The 24,052-nt window shown below is 69.3% G+C and carries 23 protein-coding genes; 16 read left to right on the forward strand and 7 right to left on the reverse strand.

Annotation, left to right across the window (positions count from 1 at the left end; translation table 11 throughout):
* Positions 1 to 15 precede the first annotated feature (15 nt).
* The 5 genes from ACFFIC_RS13930 to ACFFIC_RS13950 are packed head-to-tail and all read right to left on the reverse strand — an operon-like array spanning position 16 to position 6,389.
* A complete protein-coding gene (locus ACFFIC_RS13930; protein ID WP_377051293.1) occupies positions 16 to 1,389 on the reverse strand; it encodes a FliI/YscN family ATPase in 1,374 nt (457 codons plus the stop codon).
* A complete protein-coding gene (locus tag ACFFIC_RS13935; RefSeq protein WP_377051295.1) occupies positions 1,386 to 2,219 on the reverse strand; it encodes a CheR family methyltransferase in 834 nt (277 codons plus the stop codon). Before ACFFIC_RS13935 ends, ACFFIC_RS13930 begins: the two co-directional genes overlap by 4 nt.
* Positions 2,216 to 3,328, reverse strand: a complete 1,113-nt coding sequence (gene cheB, locus ACFFIC_RS13940) for a chemotaxis-specific protein-glutamate methyltransferase CheB (protein ID WP_377051297.1) — start codon at positions 3,326 to 3,328, stop codon at positions 2,216 to 2,218. The genes ACFFIC_RS13935 and cheB overlap by 4 nt, the downstream gene beginning before the upstream one ends.
* Entirely contained in the window at positions 3,325 to 3,819 is a 495-nt protein-coding gene (locus ACFFIC_RS13945; RefSeq protein WP_377051299.1) for a chemotaxis protein CheW, read from the reverse strand. Before ACFFIC_RS13945 ends, cheB begins: the two co-directional genes overlap by 4 nt.
* Positions 3,816 to 6,389, reverse strand: coding sequence for a hybrid sensor histidine kinase/response regulator (locus ACFFIC_RS13950; protein ID WP_377051301.1), 2,574 nt, complete (start codon positions 6,387 to 6,389; stop codon positions 3,816 to 3,818). Before ACFFIC_RS13950 ends, ACFFIC_RS13945 begins: the two co-directional genes overlap by 4 nt.
* Positions 6,390 to 6,721: 332 nt before the next feature.
* Between ACFFIC_RS13950 and ACFFIC_RS13955 the strand changes: the two genes are divergently transcribed.
* The 6 genes from ACFFIC_RS13955 to ACFFIC_RS13980 all read left to right on the forward strand — a co-directional run bounded on the left by ACFFIC_RS13955 (position 6,722) and on the right by ACFFIC_RS13980 (position 12,021).
* Positions 6,722 to 7,615, forward strand: a complete 894-nt coding sequence (locus tag ACFFIC_RS13955) for a flagellin (protein WP_377051302.1) — start codon at positions 6,722 to 6,724, stop codon at positions 7,613 to 7,615.
* A 113-nt stretch (positions 7,616 to 7,728) separates the two neighbouring features.
* Positions 7,729 to 8,118 carry a flagellar biosynthesis regulator FlaF gene (locus ACFFIC_RS13960; protein WP_377051304.1) on the forward strand — a complete coding sequence of 130 codons (390 nt, stop codon included), beginning with the start codon at positions 7,729 to 7,731 and terminating at the stop codon, positions 8,116 to 8,118.
* The gene (locus ACFFIC_RS13965; protein WP_377051306.1) at positions 8,115 to 8,552 is read left to right on the forward strand and encodes a flagellar biosynthesis repressor FlbT; all 438 of its coding nucleotides are present in this window, start codon (positions 8,115 to 8,117) and stop codon (positions 8,550 to 8,552) included. Before ACFFIC_RS13960 ends, ACFFIC_RS13965 begins: the two co-directional genes overlap by 4 nt.
* Positions 8,553 to 8,564: 12 nt before the next feature.
* Positions 8,565 to 9,323 (forward strand): DUF1217 domain-containing protein, encoded by a 759-nt coding sequence (locus ACFFIC_RS13970; protein WP_377051308.1) that lies wholly within the window; start codon positions 8,565 to 8,567, stop codon positions 9,321 to 9,323.
* 109 nt (positions 9,324 to 9,432) lie between these two features.
* Entirely contained in the window at positions 9,433 to 10,938 is a 1,506-nt protein-coding gene (locus ACFFIC_RS13975; protein WP_377051310.1) for a flagellar hook-associated protein FlgK, read from the forward strand.
* 12 nt (positions 10,939 to 10,950) lie between these two features.
* Entirely contained in the window at positions 10,951 to 12,021 is a 1,071-nt protein-coding gene (locus ACFFIC_RS13980) for a flagellin (RefSeq protein ID WP_377051312.1), read from the forward strand.
* A 195-nt stretch (positions 12,022 to 12,216) separates the two neighbouring features.
* On the opposite strand, the gene ACFFIC_RS13985 is transcribed toward ACFFIC_RS13980, so the two are convergent.
* Entirely contained in the window at positions 12,217 to 13,074 is an 858-nt protein-coding gene (locus ACFFIC_RS13985) for a lytic transglycosylase domain-containing protein (RefSeq protein WP_377051314.1), read from the reverse strand.
* Positions 13,075 to 13,276: 202 nt separating this feature from the next.
* Here ACFFIC_RS13985 and ACFFIC_RS13990 point away from each other — a divergent pair, with 202 nt between their 5' ends.
* The 4 genes from ACFFIC_RS13990 (at position 13,277) to motA (ending at position 16,641) form a co-directional block, all read left to right on the forward strand.
* The gene (locus tag ACFFIC_RS13990; protein WP_377051316.1) at positions 13,277 to 13,693 is read left to right on the forward strand and encodes a hypothetical protein; all 417 of its coding nucleotides are present in this window, start codon (positions 13,277 to 13,279) and stop codon (positions 13,691 to 13,693) included.
* Between the two features lie 197 nt (positions 13,694 to 13,890).
* Positions 13,891 to 14,643, forward strand: coding sequence for a response regulator transcription factor (locus tag ACFFIC_RS13995; RefSeq protein WP_377051318.1), 753 nt, complete (start codon positions 13,891 to 13,893; stop codon positions 14,641 to 14,643).
* An 88-nt stretch (positions 14,644 to 14,731) separates the two neighbouring features.
* Positions 14,732 to 15,775, forward strand: a complete 1,044-nt coding sequence (locus ACFFIC_RS14000) for a flagellar motor protein MotB (RefSeq protein WP_456306935.1) — start codon at positions 14,732 to 14,734, stop codon at positions 15,773 to 15,775.
* Positions 15,772 to 16,641 carry a flagellar motor stator protein MotA gene (gene motA / locus ACFFIC_RS14005; RefSeq protein WP_377051322.1) on the forward strand — a complete coding sequence of 290 codons (870 nt, stop codon included), beginning with the start codon at positions 15,772 to 15,774 and terminating at the stop codon, positions 16,639 to 16,641. Before ACFFIC_RS14000 ends, motA begins: the two co-directional genes overlap by 4 nt.
* Positions 16,642 to 16,715: 74 nt before the next feature.
* On the opposite strand, the gene ACFFIC_RS14010 is transcribed toward motA, so the two are convergent.
* Positions 16,716 to 17,927: a flagellar hook protein FlgE gene (locus ACFFIC_RS14010; RefSeq protein WP_377051324.1), complete on the reverse strand. Its 1,212-nt coding sequence runs from the start codon at positions 17,925 to 17,927 to the stop codon at positions 16,716 to 16,718.
* Between ACFFIC_RS14010 and fliK the strand changes: the two genes are divergently transcribed.
* The 6 genes from fliK to fliN all read left to right on the forward strand — a co-directional run bounded on the left by fliK (position 17,887) and on the right by fliN (position 24,052).
* Positions 17,887 to 19,401: a flagellar hook-length control protein FliK gene (gene fliK / locus ACFFIC_RS14015; RefSeq protein ID WP_377051326.1), complete on the forward strand. Its 1,515-nt coding sequence runs from the start codon at positions 17,887 to 17,889 to the stop codon at positions 19,399 to 19,401. The two genes, ACFFIC_RS14010 and fliK, sit on opposite strands and share 41 nt — an antisense overlap.
* 21 nt (positions 19,402 to 19,422) lie before the next feature.
* Positions 19,423 to 20,106: a flagellar hook assembly protein FlgD gene (locus ACFFIC_RS14020; RefSeq protein ID WP_377051328.1), complete on the forward strand. Its 684-nt coding sequence runs from the start codon at positions 19,423 to 19,425 to the stop codon at positions 20,104 to 20,106.
* 180 nt (positions 20,107 to 20,286) lie between these two features.
* Positions 20,287 to 21,960: a flagellar basal-body MS-ring/collar protein FliF gene (fliF, locus tag ACFFIC_RS14025; RefSeq protein WP_377051330.1), complete on the forward strand. Its 1,674-nt coding sequence runs from the start codon at positions 20,287 to 20,289 to the stop codon at positions 21,958 to 21,960.
* Positions 21,957 to 22,976 carry a flagellar motor switch protein FliG gene (gene fliG, locus ACFFIC_RS14030; RefSeq protein WP_377051332.1) on the forward strand — a complete coding sequence of 340 codons (1,020 nt, stop codon included), beginning with the start codon at positions 21,957 to 21,959 and terminating at the stop codon, positions 22,974 to 22,976. The genes fliF and fliG overlap by 4 nt, the downstream gene beginning before the upstream one ends.
* On the forward strand, positions 22,973 to 23,704 hold the full coding sequence (locus ACFFIC_RS14035) for a hypothetical protein (protein WP_377051334.1): 732 nt from the start codon (positions 22,973 to 22,975) through the stop codon (positions 23,702 to 23,704). The genes fliG and ACFFIC_RS14035 overlap by 4 nt, the downstream gene beginning before the upstream one ends.
* Positions 23,705 to 23,719: 15 nt before the next feature.
* Entirely contained in the window at positions 23,720 to 24,052 is a 333-nt protein-coding gene (gene fliN, locus ACFFIC_RS14040; RefSeq protein WP_377051336.1) for a flagellar motor switch protein FliN, read from the forward strand.

Below are 24,052 nucleotides of genomic sequence, written 5' to 3' on the forward strand. Positions count from 1 at the left end.
AGAACGGCAAGGGGATCATGTCGGGGCAGGGGGCTGCTCCATCGTGCTGGCCAGGGCCGAGAAGGCGCCATCCACCGTCAGCATCGGCTCGTCCTTGCGCTGGTGGAGAAAGGCCTCGATGCGCGGGCCGAGGCGAAGCGCCTCGTCCACTGCCGGGTCCGTGCCGGCCTTGTAGGCGCCAAGCCGCACCAGCTCCGCCATGTCGCCCTGCAGCGAGAGGACGGCACGGGCGCGCGTCATCAATGTGCGCTCGTGCGGCTCGAGGCAGCCGGGCACGGTGCGCGAAAGGCTCCGGAGGATGTCGATGGCCGGCCAGCGGCCGCGCTCGCCGATCCGGCGGTCGAGCACGACGTGCCCGTCCAGGATTCCGCGGACGGCATCGGCCACGGGCTCGTCATGGTCGTCGCCCTCCACCAGCACGGTGAACAGGCCGGTGATGGCGCCGCCGCCATTCTGCTCGGCGCCGGGTCCCGCGCGCTCCAGCAGCCGCGGCAGCTCCGCGAAGACGCCGGGCGTGTAGCCCCGCGTCGCCGGCGGCTCGCCGGCCGCGAGGCCGATCTCGCGGCAGGCCAGCGCGAAGCGGGTCAGGCTGTCCATCATCAGCAGCACCTGCCGGCCCTCGGCGGCGAGCGCCTCGGCCACGGTCATGGCGGCATAGGCGGCCTCGCGCCGCATCAGCGGCGGTGCGTCGGAGGTCGCGCAAACCACGACGCTGCGCGCCAGCCCTTCGGGTCCCAGGTCGTCCTCCAGGAACTCCCGCAGCTCCCGCCCGCGCTCCCCGACGAGGCAGAGCACGATGGCGTCGCATTCGGCACCGCGTGCGAGCATGGACAGGAGGGTCGACTTGCCGACGCCCGAGGCGGCGAAAAGGCCGAGGCGCTGTCCGCGGCGCATGGTGCAGAAGGCGTCCAGCGCCCGGACGCCAAGGTGCAGGCGCGGGCCGAGCCGGGCACGCAGGCCGGCCTCCGGCGGCGGGCGGCGAACCGCGTGGGCGACCGGGCCGGGAGGGAGGGGGCCAAGCCCGTCCATCGGCCGGCCCAGCGGGTCCACCACGCGCCCCAGCCAGCCCGCACCGGGGCGGAGCACGGCATCGCCCCGAAAGAGGACCGTGGCGCCGAGGCGCACCCCGTCCAGCGGGCCGAAGGGCATGGCGCGGGCCCGGTCCGGGGACAGGGCGACGATCTCGGCGGGAACCGGGCCGCCCGCGCCCATGACCTCCACCCGTGAGCCGCAGGACAGGAAGCTCTGCAACCCCGTGATCTCGACGGAAAGCGCGCCGGCGGTCGCGACACGGCCCTGGATCCGGCCATCCGGCATGACGCGCAACGCCGCCGCCGCCGCCGCCGCGCGACCGGCCAGGTCGCCTGCCCGAACCGTCTCGCCGCTCATGCCACCATGCCCCGCATGCTGCCGGCATGGCCGTAGGCCCCGCGGTAGTCCGGAAGCGGCACCAGACGGGCGGACAGGCCCAGCAGCGTCTCCGACGCGCCCAGGTACAGCACGCCACCGGGCGCCAGACGCCGCAGGCAGGTCTCCACGACCTGCTCCTTTGTCGGCTTGTCCAGATAGATGAGGATGTTCCGCAGCAGGATCACGTCGAAGGCAGCGGTGGCCGGAACCTGGCCGATGAGGTTGCCCACCTCGAAGCTGCAATCCTCCCGCAGTTCGGGTCGCACGCGCCAGTCCGGTCCCTCCGGCGTGAACCAGCGCTCCAGGCGCTCGTGCGAGAGCCCGCGGTGTACCTCGAACTTGCTGAAAAGCCCCTCCCGGGCCCGGCTCACCACCTTGCTGCAGATATCGGTGCCAAGGATCGTCACGCGCCGGCCACCGAGAGATGCCTGGATCTCCCGTGCCAGCATCGCCACGGAATAGGCCTCCTGCCCGGTTGAACAGGCTGCGGACCAGACCCGGATGGGCGTGCCGCGCGGACGCTCGGTGGCGATTTTCGGCAAGACCGAGGTGGCGAGGTGGTCAAAGGGCAGGCGATCGCGGAAGAAACTCGTCTCGTTCGTGGTCAGGGCCTCGGCGACCTGCCGGGCGAGGGAGGCCGCGCCCGGCAGGGCCAGGCGCTGCGCGAGCGCCGTCAGGTCTGCCAGCCCGTTCTGGCACAGCACGGGCCCGAGCCGGCTTGCGAGGAGGTAGCCATGGTCTGGCCCCAGGACGAGGCCCGACACCTCCTGAACGGCCCTGGCGATCTGGCGATGCCCGGGATCGATCATGCGGCACCCGCCAGCTGTGCCAGCCTGCGGGCCAGCTCGGGGAGCGGCAGCACCTCATGGGCGGCGCGGCGTTCCACCACGGCGCCGGGCATGCCCCAGACCACGCTGCTCTGCGCGTCCTGCACCAGCACGTGCCCGCCCGCGGCCGCGACGGCGGCGGCACCGGCTCCTCCATCATGGCCCATGCCGGTCAGCACCGCCGCGACGCAGCGCTCCCCGTAGGCCGCCACCAGGCTGCGGAACATGGGATCCACCGCGGGACGGCAGAAATGCTCCTCCGGGCCATCGGAAAGCTGCAGCACCGGCGGCTTGCCGGCGGAGATCAGCAGGTGCTGCCCGCCCGGTGCCAGATAGGCGCAACCCGCCTGGAGCACGGTTCCGGCCTCGGCGACCACGACGCGCGCGGCGCCAACGCGATTGAGATGTTCGGCCAGCATGGGGATAAAGGTCGCCGGCATGTGCTGCGTCAGCACCACGGGAATGCTTGGCCGGCTCCGGAAGGCGCGGAAGATCTCGGCCAGGGCCTGCGGGCCGCCGGTCGAGGAACCGATGGCGAGGATGCCGGCCTGTGCGGGCGCATGGCGGGGCCGCGCCGCGAGGAGCGGGGCTGGCGGGGCGACCGGCGCGGCGGGACCGGCAGGGCTTCGGGCGGGCGCGCGCCGGCGCAGGGCGCCATGGCCCTTCACGCGTGCGATCAGCTCCTGCGCGAAGGATTTCTCCTCGCCGGAGCCGGGCTTGGGGATGCAGTCGGCCGCGCCCCGGCGGAGCGCTTCCATGGCCGCGGAGGCTCCACGCGTCGTCAGGGTGGAGGCGACGATGACGCGCAGGCGCGGATCGCAGTGCATCATCAGGGGCAGGGCGGTCAGCCCATCCATCACGGGCATCTCGAGATCGAGAACAGCCACGTCGATCCCGCCGCGCCGCACCGCGGAGACGGCTTCCTCCCCGTTGCGTGCACGGGCCACGACGTGCAGGTCCGGATCCGCCTCCAGGATGCGGGTCGTCGCGGCGCGAACGACGGCGCTGTCATCACATATCAGAACACGCAGGCGTTCCTGGTCCGCCCCTGGGCTGACGCTCCGGATGGTGGATCCCAGAGCTTGGTTCAAGACATGCTCCCCTCGGCACCCCGCCCGAAGGCCAGGAGGCGAGCGGGGTCGAGCTCGATCAGAAGATCGCCGTCGAGCTGGTAGACCGCCGTCGTGTGGGCGCGCCAGGTTTCGGCCAGGGTGGCCGGCGCCTCCTCGCGCCGCTCGGAGGAGATGCTGATCACCTCGCGCACGCCGTCCACCACCAGGCTGTACAGCTCGGCGTCGTGCTCGACGATGATGCTCATCCGCGGGGCGCCCTTTTCCGCCGGGGGAAGTCCGAGGCGGCTGCGCAGCTCCACCGCGGTCACGATGCGGCCACGCAGGTTCAGCACCCCCGCCACCCCCGCCGGCGCCAGGGGCACCCGGGTGATCGCCTCGGCGCGCAGCACGTCGCGCACGCAGGGGACGGGAATGCCGCAGAGCCGGCCACCGATCTGGATCGTGAGCAGCAGGCGGGAGTCATCCACCGCCGCGTGGCGCGAAGGCATTTCCAGCAGCTGGGCGTTCATGCGGCTTCACTCATGTTGGACAGGGCTCGGGTAAGCGCGGCCAGCACGCGGTCGCGGTCGAACTTCGCGACGTGATCGGTGAAGCCGGCGACGCGGCCCCGCATCACGTCCTTCGGGCTCGCGCGGCTGCTCAGCGCCACCACCGGCAGTGCCGACCAGGCCCCCTCGCGGCGGATCTCGGCCACCAGCCCGAAGCCATCCATGCCCGGCATCTCGATGTCGGAAAGAATGGCATCGAACATCGCTCCGCTGTCGCGGAGCCGCAGCGCGGCGGCCGCATCGACGCAGGCCGTGACCTCGTAGCCGGCCGTCGAGAGCGCGGGCACGACGATCTGGCGGAAGAACCCGCTGTCCTCCACCACCAGCAGGCGCGGGATCATCTGCTCGGTCTTGCCGAACCAGGCGGGGTCACCGTGACGCAGCCAGTAGGCGCAGTCGAGGACGTCGGTCGCCCGGCCGTTGACGATGGCACTGCCGAGGAAGCCGGCATGCTCGGCCGAGGGACGCAGCGCGACCCGCGTCTCGATCACGTCGAGGATCTCGTCCACCATCAGGCCGAGCATCCGCTCGCCGTCCTGGAAGACCAGGAGCTGCTGATGCGCGTCCCCGGTGGGCTGCGCCCAGGCACCGAGCGGTATGAGCGGCATCAGGCGGTCACGATACTGCACGACCGGCCGGCCCCCCGCCATCTCGATGCTCGCGGCGGGCAGAGCCTCCAGCCGCGCGACGAGGCCGAGCGGCACCGCCTTGGGCGTGGGGCTGCCTCCGGCCCGGAACAGGAGGAGCTGGGCGCCCCCGTCCTCCTTCGCCGCGGCCTCGCCATGGGCCTGAGCAACCCGGTTGCTGCCGATCCCGGCGATGCGCGCGATGCCGGCGGGATCGATGATCATGATGACCCCGCCGTCGCCCAGGATGGTGTTGCCGGAAAAGGCCTGAAGGTCGCGAAGGATGGGCGCGACCGGTTTGACCACGATCTCCTCGGTGTCGAAGATGCCGTTCACCAGGAGGCCGAAGCGGGCCGTGTCGGCCTGAAGCACGGCAATGAAGCCCTCAACCGGGGCGCCGCCCTCCAGATAGGGTGCGAGGCCGAGCAGGGGACCGAGCTGCACCAGCGGCAGCAACTGGCCGCGCAGGCGCAGCACCGGGGCGGAGTCCAGCCATTCCACCTGCGTGTTGCTGCCGACGCGCACAAGCTCGACCACGGCGGACTGGGGAACCGCGAACCGCTCACCGAAGGACTCCACCACAAGCCCGGAGATGATGGCGAGGGTCAGGGGAATGCGGATGGTCAGCACCGTGCCGCGGCCCGCGGTGGTCTGAAGGTCCACGTTTCCGCCGATGCGCTCGATGTTGCTGCGCACCACGTCCATGCCCACGCCGCGGCCGGACACCGAGGTCACCTTCTCGGCGGTCGAGAAGCCCGGGCGGAAGACGAAGCGGGCCACATCCGCGTCCTCCATGGCGGCGACCGCAGCCTCCGTGGCCAGACCGCGCTCCACCGCACGCTCGCGCACGCGGGCAAGGTCCAGGCCGCGGCCGTCGTCCGCAATCTGGATGACGATGCGCCCGCCTTCCTGGCGGGCGGAGAGCAGGATGCGGCCCGTTTCCGGCTTGCCGGCGCGCAGCCGCTGGTCGGAGGATTCGAGGCCGTGGTCGGCCGAGTTGCGGACCATGTGGGTCAGCGGGTCGCGGATCAGCTCCAGAACCTGGCGGTCCAGCTCCGTCTCCCCTCCCGTCATCACCAGGTCGATCTTCTTGTTGAGTTCCTGCCCGAGGTCTCGGACCAGGCGCGGCAGCTTCGACCAGGCGGCGGAGACCGGCTGCATCCGGGTCTTCATCACCCCTTCCTGCATGTCGGTCGTGATCCGCGAGAGGCGCTGCAGCGGGGCGGAGAACGGCGTGCTGCCCTGGCTGCGGGCCACCTGGAGAAGCTGGTTGCGCACGAGCACCAGCTCCGACGCCAGCGTCATCAACTCGTCCAGCACCGGCAGGGATACGCGGATCGCCTGCACCGGCAGGCCGGCCTCAGACGCGCCGGGAGCGGCGGCCTGCGGCCCAGGCGCCTCCTCCGGCAGCGTGCGCGCGAGGGGGGTGAATGGCGCCACCGCGGGCTCGTGCCCGGTTTCGTCCGCACCGAAGGCCTCGGGCTGCTCGGCTTCGACGGAGGCGCTGGCGCCGGGGGCGGCCTCGCCGTTCCCATGCACCAGCGTCTCAAGCCGCGCCAGCAACGGCGAGTCGTCGCCTCTGGGCTCCTCGCCCGCTTCGGCGAGGCCGGTCAGGATCAGGCGGATCGTGTCGATGGCGCCCAGCACGGCGGTGACGCCTTCCGGCGTGACCTGCCGCTCGCCGTCGCGGTAAAGGCCCAGCAGGGATTCGGCGGCATGAGCCACCGTCTCCAGCCGCGGGAGCCCCAGGAACCCGCAGGTGCCCTTCACCGTGTGCACCAGGCGAAAGATCCGGGCCAGGATCTCCGCATCGTCCGAAGCGCGTTCCAGCTCGACGAGCGCCGTATCCAGCTCGGCCAAGGCCTCGTTGGTTTCCGTCAGGAACTCCGAGATGAGGTCGTCCACGTCAACACTTCCGTCTGCTGCCCCAGAGCAAGGAACAGCCCATTTCCGACCATTCTGTTAACCTGTTGCTATTTAATGCCGCGCGAAGGTGCAGCCTTGTTCCCGCAGCCCGTGACAAGGCAGTGGTTGAGAAATGCCTAAACCGTAAACATACCGTTAGTAATAGGCTCCTACCTCCGCTGCATGCCGCCCGAGAAGAGGGCGGAAAAGGGTGGTACGGCGGATGATCCGTGCGGTGACCGTCCGTTGGTCGGGCTGCTCCCCAACAAAGCCGGGAGCGCCCGCCGCATCGCCAGAAAAGCTGGCGATCCACGGTAAAAAGGATCCGCACTATGGCCCTCAACTCTGTCATCACCAACGCCGGCGCGATGGTGGCCCTTCAGTCGTTGAACAAGACCAACGACATGATGGACGTCACGCAGAAGCGCATCTCCACCGGTTATCGCGTCTCGGACGCCAAGGATGACGGCGCCGCCTTCGCCGTCGCCCAGAAGGTCCGCGGCGACATCGCCGGCATCACCAGCGCCAACGAGCAGCTCGGCGGTGCCACCGGCCTGCTCGATACGACGATGGAGGGTCTGAAGAACATCTCGACGACCCTCACGTCGATGAAGGGCGTCATGACCAAGCTCGCTGACGACAAGGTCGTGGGCGAGGAGCGCTCGAACTACGAGTCCCAGTACACCCAACTGCGCCAGCAGGTGGGCAGCTATGTCAACGACTCCACGTACAACGGCCTGTCGCTGCTCGGGACCTCCGACATGGCGGACGGTGTCGCCACCGGCGGAACCGCCGGCGCCGGCTTCAAGGTGATCCGCAGCGAGACCGGCAACACCTACGACATTTCCGGTCAGACTGCGGGCGCGTTCAACATCACCGACGTCACCACCGTCAACACCGGCGCCGCGAACGATGCTGCCAAGGCCGCTGCCTGGAAGACGGCGCTTACGGCGGACGCCGCGACGGGCAACTTCAAGAACGTCGAGAAGAACACCAACGACGCTCTGAACAAGTACGGTAACGACAGCAAGGCGATCAGCAACCAGATCTCCTTCAACAAGGGGAAGATGGAGGCGCTCGAGTCCGGCCTCGGCGCGCTGATCGACGCGGACCTGGCCAAGGAATCGGCGCGGATGCAGTCGCTGACGATCCGTCAGCAGCTGGGCACCACCTCGCTGAGCACCGCCAACCAGGCGCCGTCCTCGCTGCTGAGCCTCTTCCGCTGATGGAAGGCGGTTCTGCCGCTTGCGCCTAGACCGACCGGGGGCTGCCCGCAGCCCCCGGTCCCACTGCCACTGGGTCCAAGGGCCCATCGCCGTCAAAACGAGAGGCTGGCATCGTGCACCCATCCCCTTCCCAGGCACTGCGCGCCTATGGCGCGGTTCAGGCCACGCGATCCCTGCGCGAGCAGGAGGCGGAGGTCTACGCGACCCTTTCCGGCCGCCTTCGCGCAGCCGTGCTCAGCGGCTCCAGCATGGACCGGGTTCGTGCCCGCGCCGATGCGAGCCGGCTCTTCACGGCCCTGTATGCCCTGGTGCTTCACCCATCCTGCGCCCTGCCCGAAGGGCTGCGCGGCGCCATTGCCTCCGTGACCCGGGTGGCCCTGGCGGACATCGAGGGCGAAGCGCCCGATTTTTCCTTCCTCGCCGGCATCTGCGACGATTTCGCCGCAGGGCTGCGCACCCGGCCGGTAACGGCCAAGACCCATGCCGAGGCGGCGGCCGCATGACCCAGAAATCCGAAGTTCGCCCTCCTGGTTCCGGGCGATTGGTGCTGGACCTGCGCGCGGGCGACCGCATGCTGGTGAACGGCGCAGCCCTGCAGTTCCGGACGCGAACCAGCGTCATGCTCGGCAACCGCGCGCAATTCCTCTTCGGCAAGCAGATCATGACGCAGGAGGAAGCCCGCACCCCCGCACGGCGCGTCTATTTCGCGATCCAGGCAGCCTATGTCGCGGAGGAGGCCGGACGGCCCGACTACATCGCGGCCGCACGCGAACTCGCCGACGACTATTCCGCCGCCACCACCTCCGAGATCGCCCGAACGATCCTGGTTACCGCCATCGCGGCGCTGGAACGCGGCGATTGCTGGGAAGCCATGCGCAGCGTGCGCCGGCTTTTCGCCCATGACGACGCGGTGCTGGCCTACGCCGGCCATCCATAGGGCGCGAGAAGCATGGCCGCCAACCCGTACCTGTTGACTCTGTTCGGCGGATCGGGTGCGGCCCCGACGGCATCCCTGTCCTCCGCCGACACGGTGGCTCTCTACAACCAATCGCTGAAGAACGCGGGCAAGGAAACGGAGCGCCTGCGCGCGGATCCGACCGTCAAGCGTGATCTCGCATCACTGTTCAAGGCAGTCGACAAGGCCAGGACGCCGGAGGATCTGCTGCGCAACCCCGAAGCGCGGCGGGTTCTGCTTCAGGGGATCGGCCTGGCCGATCAGGTCGACAACGCGGGCCTGGCCATCAAGGCGCTGACCTCGGATCCGTCCAAGGCGACCAGCCTGACGAAGCAGCTTTCGGATCAGCGCTGGTCCGCAGCCGCCGTTCAGCTGGACTTCACCGCCTCGGGCCTGAAGAAGCTCAAGGACCCCGCTTTCCGCCAGGTCATCTCGGACGGACTTGTCGAGTACAAGCGCCTTTCGGCGATTTCCGAGAAAAGCCGGGTCGTCTCGGATGCGCTCACCATCCAGGGCCTGTCGGACACCAAGACCGACATCTACACGGTTCTGGGCAACAAGGTGATGCGCCGTGTCGCCACCACCATCGCCGGGCTTCCGGATGAGCTGGCGCTGCAGTCGGTCGAGGCGCAGGCGCGCAGTCTCTCGGCCCGCTTCAATGTCGATCAGTTCAGTGATCCGAAGAAGCGCGAGAAGGTCATCCAGCGCTACCTGATCACGGCATCCAACTCAGGCCTTTCCTTCACGGCCTGAGACGGGTCCTGCGCGCCCCGCGACGCTTGCCCCGGGGCCGGGCCGCCTATCTTCGGCGATCACGCGGGGCGTTAACAGCTGGTTAACGATTCACGAGGGGTATGTCGCCATGAGCCTCGACACCGCTCTCCTGAACGCCGGCAGCGGACTGCGGCTCGCCTCGCGGCAGCTCGCCAACGCCTCGAACAACGTCGCCAACGCGGCGACGGTGGGCTATTCGCGCAAGCAGGTGGACGGCCTGTCGCTCACCATGGGCGGCGTGCGCACGCTCGACCCGCAGCGCGACATCGACCCGGTCATGCGGTCCGAGATGCGCCGGGCGACAGGACAGGAAGCGGCCGCGGGGCTGCGCAACGACACCCTGGCCCGCCTGTCCCAGCTGCAGGGAGACCCTTCGGACGGCTCCAGCATCGGCGGCCTCATGGGCGCGCTGCGGGATAGCTTCACCAGCCTGTCCGACGATCCCGCCAATGGCGGCAAGCAGACGGCCTCGCTGGAGGCGGCCCGGTCCCTGGCTGGGCGGATGAACACCATCGGCTCCAGCATGAGCCAGGCTCGGCAGGGCGTGCAGGACGGGCTGCGTGACGATGTGGACAGCGCCAACGGGCTGCTGCGCGACGTTTCCCGCCTGGACCGCCTGGTCCGCAACGAGGTCGCCGCCGGCCGGAGCGCCGCCGAGCTGCTGGACCAGCGGGACGCGGCCGTCTCGAGCCTGTCCGGCCTTCTCGACATCACGCCGGTGCCGGCCAGCAACAGCGGCATCACCCTGATGCTGCCCAGCGGCGCCACCTTGCCGCTGGATCCGGAGGCCAGCCCGCTCAGTCTCGCCGACGTCACCGTGAGTGACCACGACTACCACGGGAAGCCCGACGGGCGGCTGCCGGGGCTGGCCGTCAACGGTGTGCCGCTTTCCGCGACGAGTGGGCTGGGCGGCCGCATCGGCGAAGGCTTCAAGCTGCGCGACGAAACCATACCGCGCATGCAGGCGGAGCTCGACGTAACCGCCGCCACACTGGCGGGACGGCTGGAGAAGCAGGGACTCCGGCTGTTCACCGATGCCGGCGGCAGCCCCGCGCCCGACCCGTCCGCCCCCGGTGCGGGCCCGGCCATGGCGGGCTTCGCCAGCCGCATCCAGATCAACCCTGAGGTGGCAGGCCAGCCCCGCCTGCTCCGCGACGGCACCGCGGCGTCCGGCGGATTTACGCCTAATCCCGCCAATGGCCCGAGCGGCTTCACGGCCCTTCTGGACCGCGTCAACGACTACGCCTTCGGCGCGCAGTCGGCCGCAGGCGTGGCGCATCCGCCCATTCCCGGAACCGGCCTCGGGCCCGGCGGAACCATCAGCACGGGCGCACCGACATCCGGCCGGATCACGGACTTCGCGGCGACCGTGACGGGGCGGCAGAGCGCGGAAGCGGCCGCGGCCAAGGGTGACGCCGGGCAGGCCACCGCCGTCCGTGCCCAGCTCGGCACCCTGGTCCAGCAGCGCGAGGGCGTGGACGTGGATGCCGAGATGGCATCCATGGTGCAGCTTCAGAACGCCTACGCGGCGAATGCGCGCGTCATGTCCGCCGTTCAGGACATGTGGGACGCTTTGCTGGCATCAGTGCGGTAAGGAGAGCCTGTTATGGCCATCAGTGGCTTCCGAGGGCTGGACAGCACCATGCAGGCCGCGGTGCAGCTTCGCGCCCGGTTCAACGAGGAGACACGGCAGGCCGCCAGCGGCATGCGGGCGGACAGCTATGCCGGCCTCGGCGCCGATGCCCGGCGATCCGTCAATCTCCGGAGCGAGCTTTCCCGCCGGGAGGTCCTGGCCACCAATGCCGGCCAGGCCGAGGGACGCGCCTCATTCGCGCAGACCATCCTCGGCCGGTTCTCGGACATCGCGAGCTCCATCTCCGCGTCCGCGGCCGACGGGCTGGGAGCCATGAGCACGAACCGGAGCCTGATCGCGGAGAACGCCCGCAAGGCTCTGAGCGAGGTGACGGGCCTGCTTCGCGAGCGTTACCAGGGTGAGGCGGTGTTCGGCGGAAGCGACCTCCAGGCCGACCCGATCATGAGCCCCGAGGAGATTTTCGGCTCCGGCCTGTACACGGGCATCCGCGATCAGATGGCCCAACTCGGCACAAGCGGCGCAGCGGCGGTTCTGGCGAACACGCGTGCCCTGGCGGGTAGCAACGATCCGGCCATCACGCCCTTCTCCGCCCACGCCGCCGCGGCCGCGCGCGGGGAGATCGACGATCCCCGGCGCAACGTGACCGTGGCGGACGGCGTGCGGGTCGATATCGGCCTCTACCCGAACCGGGACGCGGCGGCGCTTCCCCCTGGCAAGGACAGCACCGGGTCCTGGTCGCGCGACCTGCTGCACGGGCTGAGCGTGCTCGCCAACCTGGATGCAGCCCCGGCCGAGAGCGACGTTTCGGCCGTGCTGCAGGGCGTCATCGGTGTTCTTCGCTCGGCCAGGGAGCGCGTGGACAACGAAGCCGGGGCGCTGGGCTACGCTCAGAAGCGGCTGGACTCGGCGCGTGCCGAGAACACCGAGATCGGGAACCAGCTGGAACAGCAGCTGGGCGACCTGGAAGCGGTCGACCCCGCTGAGGCCTTTATTCGCCTCCAGGCCACACAGACGCAGTTGCAGGCCAGCTACAAGAGCCTGGCCATGCTCGGCGACCTGACCCTTACCAGCTACCTGCGCTGACCTCGGGCGCCCTCCAGGGCGGCACGGGGTTGCGAGCCTGGGCGGCGTTGTATCCGGAGCACGAGGGACGCGGCGTGGCCAGCAGGGCTGGTGGGGCGGACCCCGGGGCGTCAGGTGGCGCCTGGCCGCGAGGCGCCCTTATCGCCACTGTGCGCAGGGTCATCCCGACACTGATGGTCTGCCTGCTCCACCATCTCAGAACAGGCGCCGGCTCTGGGGCGGCACGGCGATCGAGGCGATCGCCCCTGCCGACGCGCGGCCGGCCACGGTGATGGGGGCCGCACGGTAGGCATCGAGCCCGCGGCCGGATCCGCTGCCGGCAGCGGCTGGCGCGGCAGCGGCGGAAGGTGCGACCAGGGGAAGCACCTGAGCGCGCTCCGCGCCATTGGAGAGGAAGAACCCCCCGCCGATCGCGCCGAAGCCGGCGGGCAGGGCGGGCGGAGGCGCCGCCGGCGCGGGGGCGGGTGCGGCGGCCGCGGCGATCTCGATGGGGGTGGCCTGGGGCGCCCGTTTCTCCTGCTCCCAGGCGGCGAGCACCCGGTTGAGATAAGGCACGGCGAACTCCGGGTTGCGCGAGTGGTAGCTCGCGGCCGCCTGCTGCCAGTCCTGCTTTTCCGCCATCAGGTTGCGCAGGAAGCTGGCGGCATAGCGGACGTTCGTCAGTGGCTCGAAGGCTTCCTCCAGGCTGCTGAAGGCATTCGGGTGGTGCCGCATGTTGATCTGCATGCAGCCCACGTCGATCGAGCGCATTCCGCCGGCCTGCATTTCCCGCACGGCGGCAATTCCTGCCGCCTTGGATGGGTAGGTGCTGCCGCGCCCCTCCGCGTTGATCGTCCAGGGATAGGGATCGACCTGGCCCGTTGCCGAATCCCGGCGGCCGGACTCGACGCGCGCGATCGCCGCGAGCAGACGCGGGGGAAGGTTGAATTCTCGCTCTGCTACCTCGATCGCCTGGCGGCAACTCAGCGCCGATTGAGCCATCGCGCCGGCTGGCGCGAACAGGAGCGCGGCAAGCACGGTGAGGCGGGTGCGGGAGAGAAATGGCAGGCACATATTGCCGTTTGCGCAAGTGCCATGCCATTCGACGGCAGCGAGCCCGGGCTTGGTGGCACAAGGGATGAGGGCGCTGGCCGCAGCACATCCGATGGGCCAAACGATAATGTATCGAAAACAAAATGAATATCTCTGAGATACATTCATAAGGCGGCAACAGAGGCCGCGAATAAGCAAGCCTTACCTCAGCAGGGCTGAGCCAATGAATTCGTTTCCGCTGTCCTTTATCGTTCCCGCCTCTCTGACCGGCCAGGTGGCGGCAAAGCGGCGCGCTTCCAGTTCCGGCGAGTTCGGCGCCCTTCTTGCGGCGGATCAGCCGGTGGGCGCGAACACACAGCCAGAAACGGCCACGGGCGTCGAATCTCTCGGCCTCCTGGCGGTTTCGGCTCGCCCGGAGGACCGGCCGCGCTCCCCCCGTTCGTCACGCGCCGTCATTGACGATGCCTTGGCCCTGGTAAAGCGCTTGCAGGTCTTGCTCATGGATGGGGGAGGGAGCGGGCTGGATCCGGCAGAGCTTGAGCGGCTGGCTTCGGAGCTCGAAGCGGTGGCCGACACGTCAGGCGCATGCCGGGGCATTGCCCTCCGCCTGCGGATAGAGCGGGAGAAACTCCCTTCCTGAGATCAGAAAAGCAGCCCCTACAATAGGAATATGTATCATTACAAATGAGGCGTTAACGTAGAGAAAAGTCAGTCCCCTCAACCTATGCTTGCGGCGGCGCATCGAGGTTATTAACACACGGAACTGTGAGGTCGGTGCCGCGGACAGGGCGGAACGGCCAGAAAGTTTGGCATCCAGGGAACATCGCAAGGCCGCCCATGCGCATCCTCATTGCCTCCACCGCAGACGCACAGAAGCTGTGCAACTCGGTTTCCCAGCTCGGTCACATCTGTGACGAAGTGACGCCATTCCGGGAAGCTCCGGAAGTTGCTGTATTCGATGGATCTTATGATGCCGTGCTGTTGCAGGCAGCGGGGTCCATCACCGAAGCCCTTCCTGTCATCCGTGAGATCCGCGCCCGCGGGCTCTCGGTGCCCGTGGTGATCCTCTGCGGCAAACTTCGGATGGAAGAGGAGCAGGAAGCCTTCAATCTCGGTGCCGACGATGTCCTCACCACGCCGATCAGCCTGCAACTCGTGGTTGTGCGTCTTCAGGCAATTCAGCGCCGGATCCTCGGCCATAAGACTGCGGTCCTGGGCTGCGGCAACGTCACCCTCGACCAGAGCTGCCGCAGGGTGGCCGTCGACGGGAACGCGGTGCGCCTGACAACGCGTGAGTTCGACGTGCTGGAAACGCTCATGCTTCGGCGCGGGGTGCTGCTGACGAAGGAACTGTTCATGAGCCGCGCCTACAACGAGAACGACGGCCCGAACGCACGCATCCTCGATGTCTTTGTTTGCAAGCTGCGCCGCAAGCTTGCCGCTGCCGGTGCCGCCGAAATCGTCCGGACGGTCTGGGGCAGCGGCTACAGCCTTCGTGAGCCGTCCGAGGCCGAGGTCGCCCTCGCTCGCCAGCATCTCAGCACGGGCAAGCCCCGCAAGCAGCGCGCGCACCTCGCCATCGCCGCCTGAGACCGCCCGAGGCCTCCCAGTCCGCCTGCGCCCGGCACTGGAGGCAAGGCCGTCACCTTCCCTCCGTGGCCCTAGGAAGACAGGCTGAATGAGCAAGCAGAAGGGCAAGTCCAACGAACGGCCCGTGATCGTGATCCGGCGCGAGGAGGCCGGGGAGGAGGGGCATCACGGCGGCGCGTGGAAGATCGCTTATGCGGACTTCGTCACGGCGATGATGGCCTTCTTCCTTCTGATGTGGCTGATCAACGCGACAACCGACGCGCAGCGCCGCGGCCTCGCCGACTACTTCGCGCCAACCAACATCCTGGGGCGCGCGGCCTCCGGCTCGGGCGAGCCCTTCGGCGGCCGTACGATGAACAGCAGCCGCAACCTGGCTGGCGAGAGCCCTCCCTCCAGCGGGCTGCAGAATGGCCTGGCCGCGGCCCCTCAGAGATCCTCCGAGAAGGACGACGACCTCGACACCGAGGAGGCAGCGCCGCGGACCACGGCGACGCTCCGCTACCTCGTCTCGCAGGCGCAGCTGGCTGGCCAGTCCAGCGTCGACCAGCAGGCAGCGGCGGCGATGGCGGGCCAGCGGCAATCCGCATCCGCCGAGGACGCCGCCGCCCGCGCGCAGGCGGCTCGCACCACCCTGATGCAGGCCGCGGAGGAAATACGCTCCTCCGTCGGCAACGATCCGCAGCTGGCGGATCTCGCCCGGCAACTGATCCTGGACCAGGTTCCCGAGGGACTGCGCATCCAGATCGTCGATGCGGAGCGCCAGCCGGTTTTTGCGGCCGGCCAGGCGGCACCGAACGGACGTGGCCGGGCCCTTCTGATGAGGGTGGCCAATGTGGTCGCCAAGCTTCCGAATGCCGTCGAGATTTCCGGCCACACCGACTCCACCCCGTTCAGAGGCGCGACGGATCGCTCGAACTGGGACCTTTCCTCGGACCGCGCCGGCGCCACGCGGCGCTTGCTGGTCGAATCGGGCGTCAACGAAGATCGCGTTCGCGGCGTCGCCGGGCGAGCGGATCGTGAACTGCTCGTGCCGGAACGCCCGGCGGATGCGGCCAACCGACGCACTTCCATTCTCGTCATCATGCCGGAAGGTCGCGCGGGCCGGACCGGTGCCGAAGGAGGCTCACCGTGATCCTGATCGGCGGCTTCGTTTTCATGCTCGCCTGCGTGTTCGGCGGCTACCTTGCCGCCGGCGGCCATCTCGGGCCGATCCTGCACTCGCTGCCCTTCGAGATGCTGATCATCGGCGGCTCCGCCATCGGAACCTTCCTGATGGCGAACTCGATGTCGCATGTGAAGCACACGCTGGGCGCGATCAAGAAGGCCTTCACGGGATCGCGCTACAAGGAGCAGGATTACGTCGACCTTTGCACCCTCCTGCACCGGCTGCTCCGCGTCGCGCAGTCCAAGGGGGCCATCGGTCTGGAGCCGCATATCGAGCGGTCGGAGGAAAGCACCATCTTCCTCGCCTTCCCGAAGATCCTCGCCGACCACCACGTGGTGCTGCTGATCTGCGACTACCTGCGCATGATCGGCATGAACGCCGACGATCCGCACCAGCTCGAGGACGTGATGCTGCGCGAGCTCCGGAAGGTCCGTGACGAGGAGATGCATTCGGCCCATGCGTTGCAGAGCGTCGCCGATGCCCTGCCGGCGCTCGGGATCGTCGCGGCCGTGCTCGGCGTCATCAAGACCATGGGCGCGATCGATCAACCCCCCGCCGTTCTCGGCGGCATGATCGGCGGTGCGCTCGTCGGCACCTTTCTTGGCGTTCTGCTGGCCTATGGCATGGTCGGCCCCCTGGCGGCACGCCTGAAGGCCGTCGTGGACGAGGAAGCGAAGTACCTGGAGGTCGTGCGCGCCGTGCTGATCGCGCATCTGCACGGCAACGCGCCCCAGGTGGCCGTGGAGATCGGCCGCAAGACCGTTCCTTCGGACCTGATGCCGACCTTCCAGTCGCTCGAAGGCGTCCTGAACGAGGCTCCTGCCGCTGCCTGACGCAGCGCGGCGGCCGCAGGAAACAGAAAGGGCGGGGGATGGATCCATCCCCCGCCCTTTCGCTTGCCGCCGCCTCAGCGGCGCATGTTGATGGTCTCCTCCAGCATCTGGTCGGTGGTCGTGACGATGCGGGTGTTCGCGGTGTAGGCGCGCTGGGCCACGATCAGCTTGGTGAACTCCGCCGCGATATCGACGTTCGAATGCTCCACCGCGCCGGCCGAGAGGGTGCCGGCCCCCTTGGTCCCGGCGGACTGCACCTGCATCGGCCCGGCTTCCGACGAGAGGCCGAAGGCCTGGCCATCCATCCGTTGCAGGGCGTCGGGGTTGCTGAAGGTTACAACGGGCACCTTGGCGATCGTGCGGCTGGCGCCGTTGTCGTAGCTGACAACCACGTCCCCGCTGTCGCGGATGGCGACGGCGCGGAAGGCCCCGCTCGTTTCACCGTCCACGGTGATCTTGCTCTGCTCATAGACCGTGCCGGCATGCTGGGTGACGTCCGACAGGTCCAGCGTGACGGTCTGGCTGCCCTGGCCGAAGTCTCCCGTGAAGGTCAGGGCGCTCCCGGGCGCCGCGGCACCCGTAACGGGATCGAAGGTCAGGGTCTGCGAGGACAGGTTGGTGGTCCCGTCGCTGGCGGTGGCGGTCCAGGTGTTGGGAGCCCCGCCGGCTGCCCAGGAGAGCTGAACCGTCTTCAGGTCTCCGGCCGGGTTGTAGATCTGGAACTGGGTTTTGATCGGGTCCGTGCTGGCAGGCGTCTTCGGCAGGTTGGCCGTGAGCGCCGCCTTGGTTGTCGGCTGCGCGGCGATCGGCGTCTCATCCACGTGGATCGGGGAGAGGGGACCCTGGTTCACCACCCCATTGGCGTCCGCGCTCCAGCCCTGGAGGGCATAGCCCGACCCGTTGACGAGATAGCCCGAGCTATCCTTCCGGAAATCGCCCGCGCGGGTGAAAAGCTGCTGGTTCTCGAAAGCGACGGAGCCGTCGGGATTGCGGCCCGCGGGTTGCGCGACGCTCAGCAGGCCGTTGCCGCTCAACGCGATGGAGAGCGGGTTGTCCACCATCTCCAGGGAGCCCTGCAGCGAAACCGTTGCTTCCGGCGTCGCGGAAACGGCGCCGGGCGTGTGGATGCGGCTGCTGGATTGCGTCAGCAGATCCTCGAAGTTGGTGTCCGTCCGCTTGAAGCCGACCGTCTGGCTGTTGGCCACGTTGTCGGAGATGTGGCCAAGCGCGCGGGATTGCGCGTTCATGCCGGAGATGGCGGTTGTCATGGAGTTGAAGAGCGACATCGGCGGGTGTCCTCGGTGGAGCGATAAGGGCCCTCGCATCGGAACTGGCCCCGGATGTGATGCGTTGAGCAACGCTCGTGCCAGCCTTTCACCCTTTTTTCAGACATGCTCATCGCCAACCCGGCAAATCCTGCAGCCTTCACGGCCGCTCCTTGATTTTTCTCGGTTTTGTTGTGGCGCAGTTCATGCGTGGCGCGATGTGGGTGTGGTCCCGCACCAGCTCCATCACCGTGACAAAGACATGCTCGCCAACATCGTCGCCCCATCCTCCGCGCCACCGCCGGCTCAAGGCGCCGCCGACAGCCGCGCCGCCTGCGGCGGCGAGAACGGAGCCTTCGCGGACACTCTGAATAGCGCGATGCAGATGTCTGCGCCGGTGAACGGGACGGCTGCCGCAACGGCGCCGCACGCTCCGCACGGCGCGAACCAGGCCGTTGCCGCACAGCAGGACGGGGACGCGGCGATGCTGGCGGACAAGCCTGCGGTTCTCGCAGCGCTGCAGGAAGTGCCTAGTCCGATCGCGCCGACCTCCACCATGGTGGTCGGGGAGCCCGCTGGCGAGGAGCAGGCCGAACCTCTCGATCCGGAGCAGGAGCAGCCCTCGCCGGATGGCGTGGTGTTTCCGCAGATCGTGGATCTGCGCGCCGCACCGCCGCTTCCTCCTCCCGCTCAGGCAGCTGCCGCAACAGGCCAGCAGGTGGGCCCGGTCCAGGCCAATGGCATGGAGGTGGCCGAGGCAGGCGCCAAACCGCAGGCCAAATCCCCGGTCGAGGTGCCGGCGTCACAGATCACACCCGAAGCCAAGGGCGCGGCCGGTGCCGGCGCGACCGTTGAGGGTGTGCAAGCCGCCTTTCCGGCCGATGCCGCCATGGAGCGGAAGCCCGAGGTGAATGACACCCGAGCGGTGGCACCCTCCACCGGCGGTGCGACGGCAGATGCGGCCATTCCCCTGCCAGGCGCCGCAGGCCTTGCCGCAGCGGCACCGGCCGCGCCGCCCGCCGATCTGCGGGGCTACGCCGGTGCCGTCGCACCGCCTCCTCCCGCCCGTCAGATCTCGCCCGCCGTTCTGTCCCTCTCGGCGCAGTCGGGGACGGGGAACGCTCCGTCCCGGCTCGTGGTGGCCCTCCGCCCGGACGATCTGGGGCGGGTGGAGATCGCCGTGGAGCAGGCGCCAGACGCGCCAGCCGAGATCCGTCTTTCGGCGGACCGGCCCGAAACGCTTCGAATGCTGATGCGCGACACGGACGCGATCCAGGCCCTGCTGCAGCAGGCCGGTGTCGGAACGGAGAACGGCCGCAACCTGAGCTTCAGCCTCTCGGACGGGGGGAGCAATGGCCAGCCCTCGCGCGAGCGGGAGTCCAGGCCGCAGCACCAGCAGCGCCACCTTGGCCAGCGCGATGACGCCCTCGGCCAATCCCTCGCCGCCAAGGTGGAGCGCAGCCTCCCCCTCGGCCGAATCGATCTTGCGCTCTGATCCAAGGCGGAGACCCAGCCCGTGACCCTTGCCACCAACCTCCTCTCCAGCACCACCGCCGCGACCCCGGTGTCGCAGGCCACGAGCAGCGGCGCCGCCGCCAAGCTCGGCGCGGACATGAACAGCTTTCTCAAGCTGCTCACCGCTCAACTGCAGAACCAGGACCCCCTCGCACCGATGGACGCCAACGCCTTCACGGCGCAGCTCGCCCAGTACTCGTCCATTGAGCAGCAGATCGCGACAAACAAGAACATGGAGTCGCTGCTGGACGTGCAGCGGGCCAACTCCATGCTCTCGGCCACCTCGCTGGTGGGGCAGCAGGTCGAGGTCGCGTCGGACAGCGTCACCCTCCGGAGCGGAACGGCGCAGCAGATGCAGCTTCCGGCGCTGGGCCAGGCCGGCACCGCCCGGCAGGCGCTCGTCACCGTCACCGATGCCAGCGGCACCGTCCTTCGGCAGGCCACCACCTCGCTCGGGAGCGATGCCACGTCCTGGCGGTGGGACGGGGTGGACAGCCGGGGCAAGCGGGTTGTGGACGGCACCTACAAGGTCGCGGTGACCGGCATCGACTCCTCTGGCGCGGCCACCGGCCCGCTGGACTTCACGCTGCGGGGCACGGTGGACAGCGTCAGCCGCAGCGGCGACGAGCCCAGGCTCAGCCTTGGCTCGCTGTCCGTCGGGTTCGGGAACCTCCGCCGCCTGTAGCTCCATCGCCCGGGGCCGCTCAGCGACCCCATCACGTCTTCGTTAACATTCAGGAAACGCCCTTCGGAAAAATTCCGGGGGCGCAGGAGGATCCTGCGCGCGGAGACACCCACCAATGCGCCGACGCAACAGCCCAGAACGGGCGACGATGCTCCGGTTCCCGGGCCAGGTCCGGCCCGCATGAACGGCGGTTTGGCGCGCCTCGTGGCCTCCCTTCGCGCCCTGGGCCCGGTCCGCTTGGCTGTTCTTGGCCTGATCGGCGCACTGACGCTGGGTATCCTCTCCTTTCTGGCGCTGCGGACAAGCTCGGTCCCGATGGGGCTGCTTTATGGCGGGCTGGAGCAGCGCGACGCGGGGCAGGTCGTCGCGGCGCTGGACCGCGCCCGCGTGCCGTACCGGCTCGGCGGCGGCGGCAGCGAGATCCTGGTTGCGGAGGACCAGATCCCGCGGCTGCGCCTGATGCTGGCGCGGGACGGGCTGCCCGCCGGCGGCAGCATCGGCTACGAAATCTTCGACCGGCAGAACAGCCTGACCACCACGCCGTTCCAGCAGGACGTGAACCGGCTGCGGGCGATGGAAGGCGAGCTGGCGCGCAGCATCCGCGCCCTCGACGGCGTGTCCGCCGCGCGGGTTCATCTCGCCATGCCCCGCCGCGAGGCCTTCTCGCGCGAGCGCAGCGAAGCGCAGGCCAGCGTGGTGCTGCAGATGCGCGGCGTGCAGCGGCTCGACCGCGAGGGTGTCCAGGCCGTCCTGCACCTCGTCGCCTCGGCCGTCCCGGGCCTCAAGCCGCAGAACATCGCGGTGGTCGACGGCCGGGGCGAGCTGCTTTCCCGCGGCGCCGCCACCGGCGGTGCGGGCGGGCTGGCCCAGACCCAGGAGGAGATGCGGCGCGCGCAGGAGATGCGCATGTCGCGCAGCATCGAGGAGATGCTGGAGCGCATCCTGGGTGCCGGCCGCGTGCGGGCCGAGGCCACCATCGAGATGGACCACGACCGGGTCCAGGTGACGGAGGAGCGCTTCGACCCCGAGAACCAGGTCGCGCGCAGCCAGAACTCGGTCAACGCCAGCAACCGCTCGGGCGAACCCCAGAACGTGAGCGTCGCCAACCAGCTTCCCGGCGCCCCGGCCCCTCAGAACAATGGGCCGCAGAGCCAGGAATCGCGGCAGGAGGAGACAACCAACTTCGAGATCGGCCGCACGACCCGGAATACCCTGCGCGAGCAGCCGGCGGTCCGCCGCCTCTCCGTCGCGGTGCTGGTGGACGATGTGCGCGAAGCTCCCGAGACGGCCGGCGCCCCCCCCCGCTACCGTGAGCGGACGCAGGACGAGCTGGCGCGCATCACCGCCCTGGTGCGGGGCGCCATCGGCTTCAACGAGGCCCGCGGCGACCGTCTGGAGGTCGTCTCCCTCCGCTTCGTCGATCCCGGCCTGGCCCAGGAGGGCGAGGCGGGTGCGGCCGGCTTCCTGGGCATGCCGTCGCTGACCCCGAGCCTGACGGCCCGGCTGATCGAGAGCAGCCTCTTTGCCCTCGTGGCGCTGATCGCCCTGCTGCTGGTGGCCCGTCCGTTGTCCAAGTCCCTGATGCGCGACGTGGCGCTCCGCCAGAACAAGCTGCCGGCCGGCACCGCGTCGGCGCTCATCGCCTCGGGGCCGGCGGAAGCCGTGGCGGGCCCGGCAAACAGCCTCGCGGTGATCGATGCGGAGGATGACCAGGCGATGATCGACCTTGCCATGGTCAACGGCTCGATCCGGGCCTCCAGCCTGCACAACATCACCCAGATCATCGAAAAGAACCCGGACGAGACGCTGGCCGTTCTTCGCCGCTGGCTGGCACCGCAGGACGCCAGCGCATGAGCATGACCCAGATCAGGCCTCTGGCCGTCCTGACCGGTGCGCAGAAGGCCGCGGCTCTGATGCTGGCCATCGGTGAGGAAAGAGCGGGCCGGCTGCTGGCGCGCATGCACGAGGACGAACTGCGCGACGTCTCGGCCGCCATGGCGCAGCTCGGAAACATCTCCGCCAGCACGGTCGAGGATCTCTGCAAGGAGTTCACCGAGCAGATCGGAACGGCGGGCTCCCTTGTCGGGAGCTGGGAAACGACCGAGCGCATGCTCCTCCGCAGCCTTCCCCGGGACAGGGTCGCGCAGATCATGGAGGAGCTGCGTGGCCCGGCGGGCCGCACCATGTGGGACAAGCTGGGCAACGTGAACGAGGGCGTGCTCGCGAACTACCTCAAGAACGAGTACCCGCAGACGGTCGCCGTGGTGCTGACCAAGATCCGTCCGGATCACGCGGCCCGCGTCCTGACGCTGCTGCCGGATGGCTTCGCCATGGAGGTCGTCATGCGCATGCTGCGCATGGAGAGCCCGCAGGCCGAGGCGCTCGAGGGCGTGGAGCGGACGCTCAAGGCCGAGTTCATGTCCAATCTCGCCCGCTCCACGCGCCGGGACTCGCACGAGATGATGGCGGAAATCATGAACCATCTCGATCGCGGCGCGGAGGGGCGGATCATGGCAGGCCTGGAGGAGCGCGCTGCAACGTCGGCATCTCGTATCCGCTCCCTGATGTTCACCTTCGAGGATCTCAAGCGCCTCGATGCGGCCGGCGTGGCCGTGCTGCTCCGCGCGGTGGAGAAGGAGCGGCTGATCGTGGCGCTGAAGGGCAGCTCCGACACGCTGCGCGACTACTTCATGAAGAGCATGTCCGAACGCGCCAGCAGGATGCTGCGCGACGACATCGCCTCGCTCGGCCCGGTCCGGCTGAAGGATGTGGAAGAGGCTCAGATGGCCATGGTGGCGCTGGCCAAGGAACTCGCGCTCCAGGGCGAGATCCGCCTCGCCGAGGGCGATGCCGAGGAGATGATCTATTGAGCGCGACGGCCTCCACGGATCTGCTGAGCCAGGCTCCCCCCCGCCACCACGCGCTGCTGCTGCGCCGGCCGCCGCAGGGCGCGCCGATGCCGGCGGCACCGATCCCCGCCCGGCCGATCCAGGCCGTTCCGCAACGGCACGTCTTCGCCGCGCTCGACCTCGATCCCCGTCCAGCGGCGCCGCTGGTTTCCCAGCCCGATCCTCTGCCCGACCTGCTCGCGGCCGAGAGGGCGGCGGGGTTCGCCGAGGGCCAGGCGGCCGGCCGCGCGGCCGCGGCAGCGGAGCGCGAGGAGATGGCGCTGGCGACGCTTCGCCTTGCCGCCGCGCATCTGGCCGATGCGGCGCCGGCCGCGCGTGTTGTGGCCGAGCAGTCCGCCTCGGCGGTCGCCGGGCTGATGGTTGCCGCGCTGACCGCGGCCCTGCCCGCGATGGCGTCGCAGCTCGCCGAGGAGGAAGTGGCCGCCTTCGCCGCGCGCATCCTGCCCTTTCTGGTCGAGGAGCCGCGAGTCGAGCTGCGCGTCTGCCCGGGGCTGGTGGCGCCGCTGGCCGCGCGCTTCGCCTCGCTGTCGGCTGTTTCGCTCGCCGCCGATCCGGCGCTCGCCGAGGGCGATGTTTCCCTTCGCTGGCACGGCGGGCAGGCCGAGCGCCGCGCCGCGGAAGCCCGCGCCGCCGTTGCCGAAATCCTTGCAAGCACCGGCTTCCTTTCCGCCGACATGCGCCAACACTGAGAATTGGAGGGCAAAATGCCTGATCAGATCAACGCCGGCATGCCGATCGACGACCTGGACGACACGCCCGGGGAAATCCGGCGTTCGCTTCCCGGAGCCGAAGGCCTGGGTGCCGTCTACAACATCCCCGTGCAGGTCAGCGCCGTGCTGGGGCGGGCCACCATGCAGGTGAGCCAGCTCCTGAAGCTCGGCCGCGGTGCCGTCGTGGAGCTGGACCGCAAGCTGGGCGAGGCGGTGGACATCTATGTCAACAACCGGCTCGTGGCGCGCGGCGAGGTGGTCATGGTCGGCGACAACCGCCTCGGCATCACGATGACCGAGATCGTCAAGACCGAGCGGGTGAGCTGA

The organism is Muricoccus vinaceus (assembly GCF_042433125.1).
GTDB lineage: Bacteria > Pseudomonadota > Alphaproteobacteria > Acetobacterales > Acetobacteraceae > Roseomonas > Roseomonas vinacea.

Bases quoted from the DNA above. Each gene is read 5' to 3' on its own strand.
- ACFFIC_RS13930 (WP_377051293.1), bottom strand. From the start codon at position 1,389: ATGAGCGGCGAGACGGTTCGGGCAGGCGACCTGGCCGGTCGCGCGGCG.
- ACFFIC_RS13935 (WP_377051295.1), bottom strand. From the start codon at position 2,219: ATGATCGATCCCGGGCATCGCCAGATCGCCAGGGCCGTTCAGGAGGTG.
- ACFFIC_RS13945 (WP_377051299.1), bottom strand. From the start codon at position 3,819: ATGAACGCCCAGCTGCTGGAAATGCCTTCGCGCCACGCGGCGGTGGAT.
- ACFFIC_RS13955 (WP_377051302.1), top strand. From the start codon at position 6,722: ATGGCCCTCAACTCTGTCATCACCAACGCCGGCGCGATGGTGGCCCTT.
- ACFFIC_RS13965 (WP_377051306.1), top strand. From the start codon at position 8,115: ATGACCCAGAAATCCGAAGTTCGCCCTCCTGGTTCCGGGCGATTGGTG.
- ACFFIC_RS13970 (WP_377051308.1), top strand. From the start codon at position 8,565: ATGGCCGCCAACCCGTACCTGTTGACTCTGTTCGGCGGATCGGGTGCG.
- ACFFIC_RS13975 (WP_377051310.1), top strand. From the start codon at position 9,433: ATGAGCCTCGACACCGCTCTCCTGAACGCCGGCAGCGGACTGCGGCTC.
- ACFFIC_RS13980 (WP_377051312.1), top strand. From the start codon at position 10,951: ATGGCCATCAGTGGCTTCCGAGGGCTGGACAGCACCATGCAGGCCGCG.
- ACFFIC_RS13985 (WP_377051314.1), bottom strand. From the start codon at position 13,074: ATGTGCCTGCCATTTCTCTCCCGCACCCGCCTCACCGTGCTTGCCGCG.
- ACFFIC_RS13990 (WP_377051316.1), top strand. From the start codon at position 13,277: ATGAATTCGTTTCCGCTGTCCTTTATCGTTCCCGCCTCTCTGACCGGC.
- ACFFIC_RS13995 (WP_377051318.1), top strand. From the start codon at position 13,891: ATGCGCATCCTCATTGCCTCCACCGCAGACGCACAGAAGCTGTGCAAC.
- ACFFIC_RS14000 (WP_456306935.1), top strand. From the start codon at position 14,732: ATGAGCAAGCAGAAGGGCAAGTCCAACGAACGGCCCGTGATCGTGATC.
- fliK (WP_377051326.1), top strand. From the start codon at position 17,887: ATGCCGGAGATGGCGGTTGTCATGGAGTTGAAGAGCGACATCGGCGGG.
- ACFFIC_RS14010 (WP_377051324.1), bottom strand. From the start codon at position 17,927: ATGTCGCTCTTCAACTCCATGACAACCGCCATCTCCGGCATGAACGCG.
- fliF (WP_377051330.1), top strand. From the start codon at position 20,287: ATGAACGGCGGTTTGGCGCGCCTCGTGGCCTCCCTTCGCGCCCTGGGC.
- fliG (WP_377051332.1), top strand. From the start codon at position 21,957: ATGAGCATGACCCAGATCAGGCCTCTGGCCGTCCTGACCGGTGCGCAG.
- fliN (WP_377051336.1), top strand. From the start codon at position 23,720: ATGCCTGATCAGATCAACGCCGGCATGCCGATCGACGACCTGGACGAC.